At 60.0% G+C, this 16432-nt stretch carries 13 protein-coding genes; 2 read left to right on the top strand and 11 right to left on the bottom strand.

What is annotated here, in order from left to right; translation table 11 throughout:
- Positions 1–753: 753 nt before the first annotated feature.
- Positions 754–2694 carry a M23 family metallopeptidase gene (locus QD409_RS33960; protein WP_092855895.1) on the top strand — a complete coding sequence of 647 codons (1941 nt, stop codon included), beginning with the start codon at positions 754–756 and terminating at the stop codon, positions 2692–2694.
- A gap of 100 nt (positions 2695–2794) precedes the next feature.
- On the opposite strand, the gene clpB is transcribed toward QD409_RS33960, so the two are convergent.
- From clpB to QD409_RS33920, 8 genes are all read right to left on the bottom strand, one after another.
- Positions 2795–5395, bottom strand: a complete 2601-nt coding sequence (gene clpB / locus QD409_RS33955; protein ID WP_092855897.1) for an ATP-dependent chaperone ClpB — start codon at positions 5393–5395, stop codon at positions 2795–2797.
- A gap of 136 nt (positions 5396–5531) precedes the next feature.
- A complete protein-coding gene (locus tag QD409_RS33950) occupies positions 5532–5735 on the bottom strand; it encodes a hypothetical protein (RefSeq protein ID WP_092855899.1) in 204 nt (67 codons plus the stop codon).
- A gap of 23 nt (positions 5736–5758) precedes the next feature.
- A complete protein-coding gene (locus tag QD409_RS33945) occupies positions 5759–6451 on the bottom strand; it encodes a DUF4167 domain-containing protein (protein WP_092855901.1) in 693 nt (230 codons plus the stop codon).
- 349 nt (positions 6452–6800) lie between these two features.
- The gene (gene prmC / locus QD409_RS33940; protein ID WP_092855903.1) at positions 6801–7676 is read right to left on the bottom strand and encodes a peptide chain release factor N(5)-glutamine methyltransferase; all 876 of its coding nucleotides are present in this window, start codon (positions 7674–7676) and stop codon (positions 6801–6803) included.
- Positions 7673–8752, bottom strand: coding sequence for a peptide chain release factor 1 (gene prfA / locus QD409_RS33935; protein ID WP_092855905.1), 1080 nt, complete (start codon positions 8750–8752; stop codon positions 7673–7675). The genes prmC and prfA overlap by 4 nt, the downstream gene beginning before the upstream one ends.
- A gap of 90 nt (positions 8753–8842) precedes the next feature.
- Positions 8843–11110: a phosphoenolpyruvate--protein phosphotransferase gene (gene ptsP / locus QD409_RS33930; protein ID WP_430764890.1), complete on the bottom strand. Its 2268-nt coding sequence runs from the start codon at positions 11108–11110 to the stop codon at positions 8843–8845.
- 100 nt (positions 11111–11210) lie between these two features.
- Positions 11211–12485 (bottom strand): aspartate kinase, encoded by a 1275-nt coding sequence (locus QD409_RS33925; RefSeq protein ID WP_092855907.1) that lies wholly within the window; start codon positions 12483–12485, stop codon positions 11211–11213.
- A gap of 171 nt (positions 12486–12656) precedes the next feature.
- Positions 12657–13283, bottom strand: a complete 627-nt coding sequence (locus QD409_RS33920; RefSeq protein ID WP_430764889.1) for a hypothetical protein — start codon at positions 13281–13283, stop codon at positions 12657–12659.
- A 263-nt stretch (positions 13284–13546) separates the two neighbouring features.
- On the opposite strand from QD409_RS33920, the gene ubiG reads away from it, so the two are divergent.
- Complete coding sequence (ubiG, locus tag QD409_RS33915; protein WP_430764888.1) at positions 13547–14299, top strand: bifunctional 2-polyprenyl-6-hydroxyphenol methylase/3-demethylubiquinol 3-O-methyltransferase UbiG; 753 nt, start codon at positions 13547–13549, stop codon at positions 14297–14299.
- 31 nt (positions 14300–14330) lie between these two features.
- Here the strand turns inward: ubiG and QD409_RS33910 are convergent, their stop codons facing one another.
- Genes QD409_RS33910 through QD409_RS33900 form a run of 3 tightly spaced genes read right to left on the bottom strand, consistent with a single transcriptional unit; the run spans position 14331 to position 16200 of the window.
- Entirely contained in the window at positions 14331–14918 is a 588-nt protein-coding gene (locus QD409_RS33910) for a DUF3291 domain-containing protein (protein WP_430764887.1), read from the bottom strand.
- On the bottom strand, positions 14918–15346 hold the full coding sequence (locus tag QD409_RS33905) for a DUF1178 family protein (RefSeq protein ID WP_430764886.1): 429 nt from the start codon (positions 15344–15346) through the stop codon (positions 14918–14920). The genes QD409_RS33910 and QD409_RS33905 overlap by 1 nt, the downstream gene beginning before the upstream one ends.
- Positions 15343–16200, bottom strand: a complete 858-nt coding sequence (locus tag QD409_RS33900) for a carbon-nitrogen hydrolase family protein (RefSeq protein ID WP_430764885.1) — start codon at positions 16198–16200, stop codon at positions 15343–15345. The genes QD409_RS33905 and QD409_RS33900 overlap by 4 nt, the downstream gene beginning before the upstream one ends.
- Positions 16201–16432: the final 232 nt, after the last annotated feature.

The following is a 16432-nucleotide window of genomic DNA, read 5'->3' as shown; positions in this document are numbered from 1 at the left end:
CGTTCTGAGCCAGGATCAAACTCTCATGTTGAGAATTCAATCTCGACTAAATCACGTCATTCTGAATCGACGAGAACTCACACTCATTTCAAAACGCATCACTGCGCCAAAACGAGGTGTATTCTCTTGTTCAAAACGTGACCGTCGAAGTCTATTCCAAGAACCGGCATCTCTGCCGATCCCGCAAGCTCCGCCGCCCACGTTTCTCTTTCTTCTCATCTTCAATTGTCAAATAACAGACCAGAAAACCCAGTCGAAATCCATTCCCGCAATCCCAGGCACCTAAGCCCAGAACCATCAATCAGCATCGCAGCCAATCCAGGAAACACTAGAGCGAAAGTCGTCGTCGCCAGCAGCGCCGCCGCCCTCGTCAGTGATCGGGCTTATAGACCCTACCAAACGACATAGTCAACAGCACGATTTTGAAAAAAGTCAGAAAATAGATAAGCTTTTGATTTTTATGAAATAATTATGACGGTCTTCTGGATTGTCGGAAAAGTCGGCCACAACTCTCGAATATTGCTCGCGCAGCCGCTCAAAGCCAGGCGAAATACCTAGATCAAACCGCCGGATACGGTCCCGGACACAGCCGCAGCCTATGAACCACGCCTCCTGCTCCCGGGCATTTCCATGGGAAACGGAGCTTCGGCGACACGAAACTTGGCCGCCGGATTTGACACCCCTGTCATAAATATGCACATCTTCGCCCCCAGCCTGCGGCTCGCATTTAGAAGGAAGCGGATCTCGATTGGCATGATAACGGACAAGATGATGCTCCGATCGCTCGGCAACGAGCCGCCAATCCTGGCCGATGGCAGGCGCGCTCCGGATCGGCGCGAGGTTTCCTTGCGATGGCTTTCCGGCACCTTCCTCACCGGCCTCACCTCCAGCATATTGATGGGTGTCGCCCTGTTCGCAGCACTCGACGGGCGCCAGCAGCTAGCCATCCCGGCGGAAGCCTATGCGATATGGGACAATCACGACGCCACCGATAAGCAGGTTACCCGCGGCGGCCGCCTGATCTCGACCGCGATCGCCTCCAAGCCCTCCGACCGCAACATTCTCGAAGTGTCGACCGTGGTGCGCGACGGCGACAAGGAAGTGGTGCGCCGCCAGCCCTTCGCGCATGTGAAGATCGCGCTCGCCACCAATCGCGTCGCCAGCGAAAGCTATCCGCCCTTCGACCCCCTGGCGATCTTTTCCACCGACGAGAACATACCGCAGCCCGCCAATCGCACCGGAGCGATCTACGGATCGGACGTCGAATCCGAGGTCAGTCTCAAGACCATATCCTTTCCGACCAAGGATATCCCCTTCCAGCTCGCCGGCTCCATGTCGCTCGAGGAAGTCGAGGAGAATGTCCGCTCCAACGGCTCGGTGCTGGCCGATAGCAACACCCAGCTCTCGGCATTGTACTATGTGGACCCGCGCCGCTTCGCCAATGATGACGCCGATGTCGATTTGACGGCCGGCCTGGCAGCCCGCATCGTCGAGGAGAACATGTCGGTCTCGGCCTCGCAGGCTGTGACCCCGCAGACCGAGGAATTCGCCGACGATATCATTCCCGTTCGGGAAAACATGGCAATTGCGGCGGCTTTGATCAATGCGGGCTACCCGAAGACCGATGCAGACGGCATTGCTGCAAAGATCCTTCCAGTCTTTGGATCATCCGCTGTGTCGACCGGCGATGTGCTTCGCATCGGCATCCTTCAGAAAGGCGAGCAGGCCAGGATCATTCGCGCCAGCATCTATCGCGGCACCAAGCATCTGCTGACCATCGCGCAGAACGACCATGGCGATTTCGTCGCGGGCAGTGCACCGCCGATGCTCGACGCCATCGCCACTGCTTTCGACAATGATGCTCCGGTCCTCGCCGCCGGTCGCGACCTGCCGAACGTCTATGACGGCATCTATCGCGCTGCCCTCTATTACGGCATGAGCAAGGAGATGGTGGCACAGGTCGTCAAATTGCTTGCCAGTAATGTCGATTTCCAGGCGCAGCTGAAACCGACGGATTCGCTGGAAGCCTTTTTCTCGGTCACCGACGACAAGGGACAGGCGACGGCCGATTCCGAGCTGCTCTACGTCAACGCCAAATTTGGCGACACGGTCACGCGTTTCTATCGCTTCGAGGATCCAGCGGATCACTCGATCGACTTTTTCGACGAGGGCGGCAAGAGCATCCGGCAATTCCTGCTACGCAATCCCGTTCCGACCGGCATCTTCAAGTCGGGCTTCGGCATGCGGCGCCATCCCATCCTCGGCTTTGCCCGCATGCATACCGGCGTCGACTGGGCGGCACCCCGCGGAACGCCGATCATCGCCGCCGGCAACGGCATTGTCGAAAAAGCCGGCTGGGATTCCAGCGGTTTCGGCAACCAGACGCTGATCCGCCATGCGAATGGTTACGTCTCGTCCTACAATCACCAAAGCGCTATCGTCAAAGGCGTTGTGCCGGGTGCAAAGGTGGTTCAGGGTCAGGTCATCGGCTTCATCGGCTCGACCGGCTTGGCGACCGGCCCGCATCTGCACTACGAACTGATCGTCAACGGCACCAAGGTCGATCCGCTGCGCATCCGCCTTCCCGGCGGCAAGTCGCTCGAAGGCGAGGCTTTCGCCAAGTTCCAGGAAGAGCGCAAGCGCATCGACACGCTGCTTACCGACGACAAGACGAAACAGGTCGCCAGCAAGTAGCAGCCGCGCGCAGCGCCGCAAGACGGTTCTCGGCGAAGCCTCAAAGACAAAATGGCGGCCCGAAGGCCGCCATTTTGCATTTATCCAAACATCGCCGGTCTTACGCCGCTTCGTTCACGGCCTGACGCGGGCGGAACAGCAATCTGTCCGAACCGCTGGTGACCTTGACCAACGAGCCATCCGGAACCTGCCCGGAAAGGATCTGTTCGGCGAGCGGATCCTGAACATATTTCTGGATCACCCGCTTCAGCGGCCTTGCACCATAGACGGGATCGTAGCCCTTGTTGGCGAGCCAGTTGCGGGCATCCTCGTCGAGCTCGAGCGTGATCTTGCGTTCCGACAGCAGCTTCAACAGGCGTTCCAGCTGGATATCGACGATCGCACCCATCTCATCGCGCTTCAGGCGATGGAACAGGATGATTTCGTCGACACGGTTCAGGAACTCGGGCCGGAAATGCGACCGGACCACATCCATCACCTGTTCGCGCACCAGATCGCTGTCATCGCCATCCTTCAACTGGGTCAGGTATTCCGCGCCCAGATTGGAAGTCATGATGATCATCGTGTTGCGGAAGTCGACCGTGCGGCCCTGCCCATCCGTCAAACGCCCGTCGTCCAGAACCTGGAGCAGGACGTTGAAGACATCGGGATGCGCCTTCTCGATCTCGTCGAACAGCACGACCTGATAGGGCCGGCGACGAACGGCTTCGGTCAGCGCGCCACCCTCTTCATAGCCGACATAGCCGGGAGGGGCGCCGATCAGCCGGGCCACGGAGTGCTTCTCCATGTATTCCGACATATCCATGCGCACCATCGCAGTGTCGTCGTCGAAGAGGAAGCGGGCGAGCGCCTTGGTGAGCTCCGTCTTGCCGACGCCGGTCGGGCCAAGGAAGATGAACGAGCCGATCGGCCGGTTCGGATCCTGCAGGCCGGCGCGCGACCGGCGAACGGCGCGCGAAACCGCCTGAACGGCATCGCCCTGGCCTACCACCCATTTTGCCAACTCGTCTTCCATCCTGAGCAGCTTGTCGCGCTCGCCTTCCAGCATCTTGTCCACGGGAATCCCGGTCCAGCGAGAAACGACCTGGGCGATGTTGTCGGCGGTCACCACTTCCTGCACCATGGAATCGCGAGCACCATCCTGCTCTTCCGCGCTATGAAGCTCTTTCTCAAGATTGGGGATCACGCCATAGGCGAGCTCGCCGGCACGCTGGAACTCACCCTTGCGCTGGGCAATGGCAAGCTCGTTGCGAGCTTCGTCAAGTTGCTTCTTCAGATCGGCGGCAAGACCGAGCTTCTGCTTTTCGGCCTGCCAGCGCGCAGTCAGCGCATCGGCTTCCTCTTCCAGAGAAGCAAGGTCCGTTTCCAGCCGCTTCAGCCGGTCGGCCGAGGCCTGGTCGGTTTCTTTCTTCAGCGCTTCGCGCTCGATCTTCAGCTGGATGATGCGACGATCGAGTTCGTCGAGTTCTTCCGGCTTGGAGTCCACCTGCATGCGCAGGCGAGCTGCAGCCTCGTCCATAAGGTCGATGGCCTTATCCGGCAGAAAGCGGTCGGTGATGTAGCGGTTCGACAAAGTCGCAGCCGCCACCAGTGCGGCATCGGCGATGCGCACCTTGTGATGCTGTTCGTATTTCTCCTTCAAGCCGCGCAGGATCGAGATCGTGTCCTCGACCGTCGGCTCTTCGACCATGACGGGCTGGAAGCGGCGGGCAAGGGCCGGATCCTTCTCGACATGCTTGCGATATTCATCGAGCGTGGTCGCACCGACGCAGTGCAGCTCGCCGCGGGCAAGCGCCGGCTTCAAGAGGTTGGACGCATCCATGGCGCCATCGGCCTTGCCGGCACCGACCAGCGTGTGCATTTCGTCGATGAACAGGATGATCTCGCCATTTTCCGACTGCACTTCGTTGAGCACGGCCTTCAGCCGCTCTTCGAATTCACCGCGGAACTTCGCACCGGCAATCAGGGCACCCATGTCGAGCGCCATCAGCTTCTTGTCCTTCAGCGATTCCGGAACGTCGCCGTTGACGATGCGCAACGCCAGACCTTCGACGATCGCCGTCTTGCCGACGCCGGGTTCGCCGATGAGCACAGGGTTGTTCTTCGTGCGCCGGGAGAGAACCTGAATGGTGCGGCGGATTTCGTCGTCGCGGCCGATCACCGGGTCGAGCCTGCCTTCGCGAGCCTCGGCGGTGAGGTCACGAGCATATTTCTTCAGAGAATCGAAGCCCTGCTCCGCATTGGCGGAGTCGGCAGTACGGCCCTTGCGGATATCGTTGATGACCTGATTGAGGGCAACGGGCGTTACACCGGCCTTTTTCAGCGTGGCAGATGTCGAAGCAGTAGGCTCGATCGCCAATGCCTGCAAAAGACGCTCAACGGTGACGAAACTGTCGCCAGCCTTCTTCGCAGCATCTTCGGCGGTGGCAAAAACCTTGGCGAGCGGCTGCGCCAGGTAAACCTGACCATCGCCGCCGGAAACCTTCGGCAGCTTGGCAAGCGCTGCATCATTGGCAAGACGGGCAGCCTTAGCATCGCCGCCGGCACGTTCGATCAGCGAAGACGCCATGCCCTGATCGTCGTCAAGAAGCACCTTCAGAACGTGTTCTGGCGTGAATTGCTGGTTACCCTGCGCAAGCGCGTAGGTTTGGGCGGATTGCAGGAAACCGCGTACCCGCTCCGAGTATTTTTCAATATTCATATGAGACCTCCATGGATCGTCCTGCCCTGAACGGCACAGGTCGATGATTGAGACTGAGCCCCCTTAAGAGGCAGGCCCGGCTTTGCCGCCATTGAGATTTGCGGCAAAGCAACTGAAGGGAATATGGGAGGAACGCTCAGAAGTTTAAAGGGTGGGAAAAGCGAAAAACCAACGGATTTTGCCAGCGGAACAGCGCCAGCATCAGGCCGCAAAATGTCGAGGCCGGCAAGCACAGCGGGATGAATAGGATGCTCGTCCAGCCGCCCTCCGGGAAAAGGCGATGAAACAAAAAGGGAGCGGCAGCACCTTCAGCGCTGCCGCTCCCGCTTCTATGTTCCATCGCCTCTCTGGAAAGAGAGGAGATTATTCCGAGGCTGCGTCTGCCAAAGCGGGAGCTTCGCCCGAAGCGGCCTCGCCCTGGCCTTCCGCGTCACCGGCGGCGCGGCGCGGCTGACGGCGCGGGCGGCTGCCGGCGTTGCGGCGGCGCGGCTGGCGCTCGGTCGCCGCGGCAGGCGTCTCTTCTTCGATCGCCACTTCGGCAGGAATACCGTCGATCACCGGCTGCGGGCCTGTGCCATCCATCACTTCCGGCTCGGGAGCCGGAGTCGCGGCAACTACCGGAGCATGCTGCTGCTGACGGGCCGGAGGCGGAGCCATCTGCGGCTGGTCGTCCATCTCGTTCGCATCGATATCATCGATGTCACGGTCGGCCGCATCACGCTCGTTGTAATTGTGGTGATCGTCGCGCTGATAGCGCTCCTGCATCTGCGCCTGAGCGCTGGCAATAATCCGATTGTAGTGCTCGGCATGCTGCAGGTAGTTTTCAGCCATAACGCGATCGCCGGAGCTTTGCGCATCGCGACCCAAAGCCGAGTACTTCTCGGCAATATGCTGTGCGGTTCCGCGGATCTTCACATCGGGACCGGAGCTGTCGTAGGTCCTGGTCAGCGGGTTCGAGCCCTTGCGGTTGAAATTGTTGTTGTTATTTCCACCGCCGCCGCCGCCGTTGTTGTTACCACGCCCCCGACCGCGCTTATTCTGCTGTCCTGGCCTCATAGATCCTTCACCTGAATTCTCTTCGTTGGGATAAAATTCATACACGACACCTGCCGCCGCGGTTCGGACATTCCCGAACCAGGGCCTGCGTGCCGCAAGCAAACTGCGCTTTAAGCGCTGGTCTGCCGCTCGACTACGTCAGATTAACTGATCACGCATTGGGTTATCTTCAACCTTTGACACTCTTACCAAAGAGCGGATCCCCGAGGCTGTCCAAGACAGGCGAATCGTCCCGCCTATTCCCAGCCGCCCAACGCGTGAGCGCAACCTATATTGCTTCCTCAGGAAATCCAAGCTTTTTCTTCGCGATAACGACAGGGGTCCCACAAATCTGCAGCAAAATGTCGCGTTACTGATGAAACCTAAACACAAGCACCCGGTCGTTCTGGCCGTAGTCACGAACCGCCTCGACAAGGAGAAATCCTGCTCCTTCAAAAACCGAAGTCACCGCTTCACGCTGATCGTAACCGATCTCAACTCCTAACATCCCATGTAGGTGTAGAAACCGCGCCGCATCCTTTGCGATCGCCCTATATGCATCCAGCCCATCAAGGCCCCCATCGAGGGCCGCGGGAGGATCGAAATCCTTTACTTCTGGAGCGAGAGTGGAAATGACACTGGACGCAATATAGGGCGGATTTGAGACAATCACATGAAATCGTTCGTGGATGGCATCAAACCAGCTTCCATGCGCAGTACCAAACCGCGCCCCCAAGCCATTTCGCTCAGCGTTCCCGCGAGCCGTCTCCAGCGCTTCGCTGGAAATATCGGAGCCGACACCCGTCGCTTGCGGGCTTTCATGGAGCAGAGCCAAACAAATGGCCCCGGTTCCCGTTCCGATATCTAGTATATGGACATTGCCGACCTTGGATTCAAGGCGCCTCACATGCGGAAGCATCGTATCGACGAGAATTTCCGTATCCGGCCGCGGCTCGAGCGTCGCCGGCGATAGCCGCAGGGAGAGGCCATAGAATTCGCGTTCACCGAGAATGCGGTAGACCGGTTCATGGTTGAGGCGACGGTCGATCGCCGCCCGCGCCGCTTCCGCATCGCCGGACGATACCGCATCCGAACCACGCGTCACTAGCTCGGTGGACGAGAGATGAAGAAGGCCGCCGACAAGGATGCGGGCTTCGGTTGCTGGGTCGTCGAGATCGGCCTCGGCAAAGCGGGCACGCACCTCCTGCAGGAGTCCGGATACGGTCGACCCCTGCCCGCCGCTCATGCCTGTTCGCCGAGCTGGGCGAGCTGGCTCGCCTGGTAATCCGCCAGAAGCGCGTCGACCACTTCGTCGATCTCGCCTTCCATCATCCGGTCGAGCTTGTAAAGCGTCAGGTTGATGCGGTGATCGGTGACGCGACCCTGCGGGAAATTATAGGTGCGGATTCGTTCGGAGCGGTCGCCGGAGCCAACCTGGCTCTTGCGGTCGGCGGAACGTTCGCTGTCGGCACGCTGGCGCTCCATATCGAACAGGCGCGAGCGCAGCACCTGCATCGCCTTGGCGCGGTTCTGGTGCTGCGACTTTTCCGAGCTCGTCACCACGATCCCCGAGGGAATATGGGTAATGCGCACCGCCGAGTCCGTGGTGTTGACGTGCTGGCCGCCGGCGCCGGAAGAACGCATCGTGTCGATGCGAATATCCTCAGCCCGGATCTCGATGTCGATTTCCTCGGCCTCGGGCAGCACCGCGACCGTTGCCGCCGAGGTATGGATACGCCCGCCAGCTTCCGTTTCCGGTACGCGCTGCACACGATGGACGCCCGATTCGAATTTCAGCCGGGAGAACACGCCCTTGCCGCTGATCGTCGCGATGATTTCCTTGTAGCCGCCCGCTTCGCCCTCGCTCGAGGAAAGGACTTCCACCTTCCAGCCGTTGCTGGCTGCAAAGCGCTCATACATGCGAAAGAGATCCCCGGCGAAAAGGGCGGCCTCGGAGCCGCCTGTGCCGGCGCGGATTTCCAGGATCGCGCTCTTTTCGTCGGCCGCGTCCTTCGGCAGCAGCAGGATCTGCATTTCCTGCTCGAGCGCCTCGATGCGCTCCTTCACCTCTGGCAGCTCCATCTCGGCGAGATCGCGCATCTCGCGATCGACAGACTTGTCGGCGAGCATGGCGTCAAGATCGGCGGCCTCGGCAATGGCACGCTCATAGTCGCGGATCTTGGTGACGACCGGCTGCAGTTCCGAATATTCGGAAGCGAGCTTCACATAGACGTCGGCGGCCGGGCCTGCCGACATGCGCGCCTCGATTTCGCCGAAGCGGCGCTCCAACTCGCGCATTTTTTCAACGGGAAGCTTCGCCACCCTGGACTCCAATTCTTCTTATTATGTCTGCTGTGATGTGATGCGCATGATCTTGCCTGGAAACCGCTTCGAGCTATTCAGGATCGCGCGCTAAAGCGGGATATTGTGGCTCTCGGCAAAGCGCACAAGGATATCCCGCATCGAAGTCGTCGGATGCTTGTCGTCCAGCGCCTCTTCCATGACCGTGGACAAGGCCTTGAGATCGAGCCCGAGCAGCATCGCCTTGACCGGGCCGATCGAGGCCGGCGACATCGAGATCGAACGGAAGCCGATGCCAAGCAGGGCCATTGCCGAAATCGTCTTGCCGGCCAGCTCGCCGCAAAGGGTCACCGGCGTCTTGTTGCGTTGCCCGGCACGCACGATATCGCGCAGGATACGCAGGAACGGCCGATCGAGCGGATCGAAGCGATCCGAGACGCGGGCATTGCCACGATCTACAGCCATCGAGAACTGGAACAGATCGTTGGAGCCGACTGAGACGAAATCGACTTCCTCCATCAGCTCGTCCAGCTGCCACAATAGCGCCGGCACTTCCAGCATGGCGCCAAACTGCAGCTTGCGCGGCAGGCCATGCCCGAAGCGCGAGAGATGCTGCACTTCTTTCTGCAGGAGCTCGCGCACGGCCCTGATCTCGGAAACTTCCGTGACCATCGGCACCATCATCTTCAGTTCGATATCGGCCGCGGCCTTCAGCATGGCGCGCAACTGCGTGCGCAGCAAGCCCGGACGGTCGAGCGAGAGACGAATGGCGCGCCAGCCGAGTGCGGGGTTCTCTTCTTCATGCGCACGGAAATATGGAACGACCTTGTCGCCGCCGATATCAAGCGTCCGGAAGGTGATGACGCGCCCGCCCGCCTGCTTTATCACATTGCGATAGAAGATTTCCTGCTCTTCCGCCTTCGGCATGGTCGAGGCGATCATGAACTGCAGCTCGGTGCGAAACAGGCCGATCCCTTCCGCACCGGATTCGGCAAGCTGCGGCAGATCAACCAGCAGCCCGGCATTCATCAGCAGCGAAATGCGCTTCCCATCCTTCGTGACCGGCTCGACCGAACGCAAGGCGCGGAACTGCTCCTGCCGGCGGGCGCGGAAGCGCACCTTTTCCTCATAGGAGCGCTGATGATCGGCCATCGGCCGAAGATGCACATGGCCGCCATCGCCGTCGATGATGACGGAATCGCCGTTCTCGGCGAGAGCGACAATGCCTGTCGCCTGGCCGATGACCGGAATGCCCATGGCCCGGGCGACGATGACGACATGGCTCGTGACCGCACCCTCTTCCAGCACCAGGCCGCGAATATTGGCGCGCGGATAATCGAGCAGTTCGGCAGCGCCCATGGCACGCGCGAAAATGATCGCATCGTTCGGAAAACCTTCGGCGCTCGTGCGGCCCGAATAGCCGATAAGCTGCCGGAGCAAGCGGTTCGCCAGATCCTCGAAATCATGCATCCGCTCGCGCAGATAGGGATCCGTCAGGCGCATCATCCGCGCCTTGGTATCGCTCTGCACCTTTTCGACGGCGGCTTCGGCCGTCAGGCCGTTGCGAACGGCTTCCTCGAGCTTGCGCACCCAGCCCTGGTCGTGCGCGAACATCCGGTAAGTCTCGAGCACCTCGCGATGCTCGCCTTCCATGGAAACGTCGCGACGCGACAGCATGTCGTCGATCGAGATGCGCAGCGAACCCAGCGCTTCGGCGAGGCGCCCGATTTCCTTGTCGGTATCTTCGTTCAGCAGGTTGGTGACGACGATGCGCGGCTCGTGCAGCACGACATAGCCGAGGCCGATGCCTTCATTATAGCTGTCGCCATCGATGGTGACCGAGCGGGTGAGATCGAGCTCGAGGCCGGGCTTGGTGATCTTCTTCAGCTCGCCGGTTGCGATCATCTCGGCCAGCACCATGGCCGTCGTTTCGAGCGCTTCCAGCTCTTCCTCGCGATAGGTCCGGCTCGCCTTGTTCTGGACGACGAGAACGCCGAGCGATCGGCCGGTACGCAGGATCGGCACGCCGAGGAAGGAGTGGTAAATCTCTTCGCCGGTTTCCGGCAGGTAGCGGAAGGCAGGATGCGATTGCGCGTCGGACAGATTGAGCGGCTGGGCGGAGGCGGCGATCGTGCCGACCAGACCCTGGCCCATCTTCAATTGCGAGAGGTGGACGGCTTCCTTGTTGAGGCCCTCGGTCGCATAGAGCTCGAGGACTCCGTCGGCGCGCAGCACGTAGACGGAACACACCTCGGCGACCATGTTGCCGGCAATCTGTCGGACGATCCGGTCAAGGCGCTCCTGCGGCTCCAGCGGCTCCGCCATCAACTCGCGTAGCCGCTTGAGCAGAACGCGTGGACCGCCGGATAGGTCTCTCATTGCGCCACTAGCTCCCGAATCAAGATGTCATGCCTGTCTTGCCCGCGTCAGGGCCGGCCGAAACTCGCCTCCGTAACGGTCCGTCGTCAGCAGTCCTGAATCAACTCTTATCCAGACCGTAGCAGGAATGCAAAGTCCTGACTGCGAGTTCTGCATAAGGACCATCAATCAGGATGGAAATCTTGATTTCTGACGTTGTAATGGCCTTGATGTTGATGCCTTTTTCGGCAAGTGCCCGGAAAGCGGTCGCAGCCACACCCGCATGCGAGCGCATGCCGACGCCGATGACCGAGACTTTGACGAGCCCTGATTCGCTCTGGACGACGTCGTAGCCGATTTTTTCCTTGTTCTCGCCAAGAACGCGCAGCGCCTTCTCGGCATCGCCCGAGGGAACCGTGAAGGTCATATCGGTCTTGGAGCCGTCCTCGGAAATGTTCTGGACGATCATATCGACGTTGATGTGGCTCTCGGCCAACGGTCCGAAGATGGCGGCGGAAACGCCCGGCCGGTCGTCAAGACGGCGCAACGAGATCTGGGCCTCATCCTTGGCATAGGCAATGCCGGTGACTACTTCCTGTTCCACGATTTCTTCCTCGTCACAAATCAGCGTTCCGGGCGGGTTGAGCAGATCGCCCATGCCCGGAGCATCGGGATCTTCGAAGGAGGAGCGCACGAAGGTGCGAACCTTAAAGACCATAGCCAGCTCGACCGAGCGCACCTGCAGCACTTTCGCGCCGAGCGAGGCCATTTCGAGCATTTCCTCGAAGGCGATCTTCTTCAGGCGGCGTGCCTTCGGCTCGATACGCGGATCGGTGGTGTAGACGCCGTCGACATCCGTATAGATATCGCAGCGGTCGGCTTTGACGGCGGCTGCGATCGCGACCGCCGATGTGTCGGAACCGCCGCGGCCGAGCGTCGAGAGGCGGTTGTCTGGACCAAGACCCTGGAAACCGGCGACGACAGCCACCTGGCCTTCCTTCATGCGGCGAACCATCTCGCCGCCGTCGATTTCGAGAATGCGCGCAGCGCCATGGGCATTGTCGGTCCGGATCGGAATCTGCCAGCCCTGCCAGGAACGGGCATTGATGCCCATGGCCTGCAGCGCGATCGCCAGCAGGCCCGACGTCACCTGTTCGCCCGAAGCCACGACCGCGTCATATTCGCGCGCATCGTAGATCGAGTGATTTGCGCCGGAGACTTTCGGCATGTTCTGAACCCAGCCGACCAACTCGTTGGTCTTGCCGGACATGGCGGAAACGACGACCGCGACCTCATGGCCGGCGTCGACTTCACGTTTCACATGGCGTGCGACGTTCTTGATACGGTCCAGATCCGCGACGGAGGTTCCGCCGAATTTCATCACGATGCGTGCCATGTGCCTCTACCAGTACCCAGCGCCGGGCGGCCAAAATGCGATAAGCCCGGCATGCAAAATCACCCTTCCGGTTCGGTAGCCGGAAAAGCTTGATCTCAATGGGGCCGTCTCTTAGCGAGTTTGGCAGGCGGGTGCAATAGCTTGGCACATTCGACGCCTAAATACCTTCAGTCAATACTCCACTTTTAAGCTCGACCAGAGCTTATTGAGGATCCCGCCCTCCTTCGGGATATTTTCCTTGTTGAGGAAAGTAGCGACGAGAATGCCGCCCTCCGGCTTCCCCGTCGCGACGATTTCATAATCCATGACATCGTTGTCCGTCGTGGTCTCGGCCTTGACGCCTTTCAGCACGCTGCCGCCGGGTAGTGTACGCTGCGCGGTTTCCTTCGTCATCTTGGCGCCGCCGCTGATGCTTTCCTGCACCATCTGCTGCAGCACGAAATCGGTGATGCTGGTGGGATTGAGGCCTTTATATTCCTGAACGATGATGCCGGTGCCGATCGGCGTCATCAGCGCATATTGCTGCACGCCACCGCCAAGATCCGTTTTCGCGACCGTAAACTTGCCGTCGTGATCGAAGGAGAACTTGCCGCCGGTAAACGTCACGGATTCACTGCGCTGCAGCGCCACTGAGACCTCGCGGCCATCCTTCATGGTCACATCGAGCGCATCACCGGGATTGATGCCCACTTCGACACCATCGATCGTGAGGCGAAACCCCTTGCCGTCCCCGGCGTTTGCTTGGCCGACCACGAGGCAGCCGATGGCTATTGCGGTCGCGAGACGAAGTGGTCTCATGAGGAACTCCTCTATAAGCCAGTCGATCGAAATCGGTCCCGGTTCTGAAAGTCCATGTCACAGCCCGGCGTTTGATCGGCCATAAGATACCTCCATGTCAACCTCCACATCGCAATTCGCGCGTCCTGATCGAGATACCCCACAGATGATCGAAGGTCGCAGGCCCTTGACATCGCGCGTCGATCGTCCGACTTCACCCATTGAGTAGAATTGTTGCTTGCAGTCGCTCGAACTACGGAACGACGCAAATCACGGAGTGAACCATGAGCGAAACGGCAAAGAGCACGATCGACCAGAGCGAAGTGGACCGTTTCTCCGCCATGGCGGCGGAATGGTGGAGCCCGACCGGCAAGTTCAAGCCGCTGCATAAATTCAATCCGGTTCGCCTTGCCTATATCCGCGACCACGCCTGCGAGAATTTCGATCGCGACCCGAAGAGCAGCAGACCGCTTGAGGGTCTGCGCGTGCTCGATATCGGCTGCGGCGGCGGACTGCTTTCGGAGCCGATGGCGCGCATGGGCGCTGAGGTCGTCGGCGCCGATCCCTCCGAAAAGAATATCGGCATTGCCTCAACACATGCGAAGGCTTCCGGCGCTCCCGTCGACTATCGCGCCGTGACGGCCGAGCAACTGGCCGAAGCCGGCGAGACCTTCGATATCGTGCTGAACATGGAAGTGGTCGAGCACGTTGCCGATGTTGAATTCTTCCTCTCCACCTGCGCAAAGATGGTGCGCCCCGGCGGATTGATGTTCGTCGCAACCATCAACCGCACCATGAAGGCGGCCGCACTCGCCATCTTCGCCGCTGAGAACCTGCTTCGCTGGCTGCCACGGGGCACGCATCAATATGAAAAGCTCGTTCGTCCGGAAGAGATCGAGAAGCCGCTTGCTGCGGATGGATTGGACATCATCGCCCGTACCGGCGTGTTCTATTCGCCGCTGCAGGACCGGTGGAACCTGTCGAAAGATATGGACGTGAATTACATGATGCTGGCGAAGCGCCCGAAATTCAGCTGAAGACGCGCAACCGCCGGAGAAGGGATTTCCTCTAGACCTTCAAGGCCAGGACATGTGCCAACAGATCGGCTTGGCTTTCTGCATTAATCGCCGCGACTTCCTTGACCCGGCCTCGGTCGATGTCAGCTGAATTGCCATCAGGCCCATAGGGCTGCTTGAACGTGAAAGCTGCGGCGCTCGGCCCGTGATCGTGAAGATATTCCAGCCGCTTCGCACCGTCCCTCCATTGCGGAACGACGTCTACATCCGCCCACCAAAGCACCAGCGGCGGCCAGCTTTGCCTGAGGTTCCAGTGACGGGCATGTTTCAGGGCATCGGCATGCACGCCGCTGTAGGAAAATGCCATCAGCGATTCGATATCGGCCCAGAGCGATAGCGACGATGGCGCGATGGCAAAACCGCTACCTTCGATGAAACGCGGAAAAACCTGCTCGCCCCAACAGGCCATGCCCGGTTCGCCGGCATATCCGGAGCGGCCGATGAAACCATGCGCGCGGGCGGCAGCTTCGAAATTCGCTGCTTCGCGCAGGCGAAATCCTTCGACGGCAGGGCTTTCATAAGCTGCGACATGTAGCCCGAAATTGTACATGACGAGATGTTTGCCAGCTTTCGCCGACATCAGTTGATATCGTCGGGCAGCACGGGGATGGCGGCGATTTCGATGCCCTCTTCGACGAGGGCCTGCGCCTCGTCCGGCGTCGCCTTGCCGATGATCCCCCGCGCATCCGCCTCGCCATAGTGGATCTTGCGTGCTTCTTCGGGGAACTTCGTGCCGACATCCTCGGCGTTGGCCTTTATGGCTTCGACTGCTTCCTTGAGCTTGACGATCGCTTCCTTGCGGGCGGCGTCCATGGCGAGCGTCTGAATCTCGTCCTTCTTGCGCGCGGTCGAAATCGACGGCGCCATCAGGAGCTTGGAGATCGCAGCCGAATTGCAGACGGGGCACGTCAGAAAACCGCTTGCGACCTGACGGTCGAAATCGGCGCTTTCGGAAAACCAGCCCTCGAATTCATGGGCGTTCTCACAGCTAAGCGAATAACGGATCAAGCAGCGACGCCTCCAGCCGCCGGCGTCGCGATCTTCTCCAGTGAAAATTCGCGCGCATTCTTCAGGTTTGGAATTTTGTCATGGGCTGATTTCACCGCAGCAACGTCGATCTCGGCGATGACGACAGCCTCGCCCGTACCGCCGGCTGATGCCAGCACCTTGCCCCAGGGATCGATGATCATCGAGTGACCGAAGGTTTCGCGGCCGTCCTCGTGCGTGCCGGCCTGCGCGGCGGCAATCACGAACATGCCATTTTCGATGGCGCGGGCGCGCAGCAGGATTTCCCAGTGCGCCTCGCCGGTCTGCTTGGTGAAAGCGGCCGGAACCGTCATCACCTGGGCGCCGGCAACGGCTTGAGCACGAAAGAGCTGCGGAAAGCGCACGTCGTAGCAAATGGAAAAGCCGAGTTCGGCAAAGGGCAGCGAGGTGATGCGCGCCTCCGATCCGGGGCGATAGACGGCGCTCTCGCGCCAGCTCTCGCCATTGTCGAGATCGACATCGAACATGTGGATCTTGTCGTATCGATTGATGAGCTTGCCGTCAGGACCGAAGAGAAAGCCGCGATTGGCGATCTTGCCGTCATCGAGCGCAATGGCTGTCGAGCCGATGTGCAGGTATATGCCGAGTTCCTTTGCCAGCTCGGACGCCGTCTTGACGATGATGTCGCCGGCCTCGTCGCGCAAAACAGCGCGCAGGCCAGGCCGATCCTTCTGTACCGCACCCGTCATTTCCGGGGTCTGCACATAGACGGCACCTTGCGAGGCAGCATCACGCACCAGACGCGCCATGTCGTCCGCGTTCTTCACCGGATCGACACCGGAGCACATCTGAATGGCGGCGGCTTTGAAACTCATCGTCGTCTCCAATGAAAGAACACAAGGGGTAAAACACCTTCAAGTGGCGGCTTTTCCTTGGGTTCGGTTATGGTTTGATCGGCATTGGCGCCGATCGGCTAACTCTCTTCCTTCCGCTGGACAGCGTGTTGCCGTCCTGCGGTTCTCGAACCAATCTCCAATACGTGACCTAATGCGTTAGCTTCGGTCACAGAGTGACGTTCGGCTCCCGGCTTCCCATTCTCCTTGATGG

The organism is Rhizobium sp. BR 315, assembly GCF_050577975.1.
GTDB classification, from domain to species: Bacteria; Pseudomonadota; Alphaproteobacteria; order Rhizobiales; family Rhizobiaceae; genus Rhizobium; species Rhizobium miluonense.
This window is presented reverse-complemented; position numbering and strand designations above follow the sequence as displayed.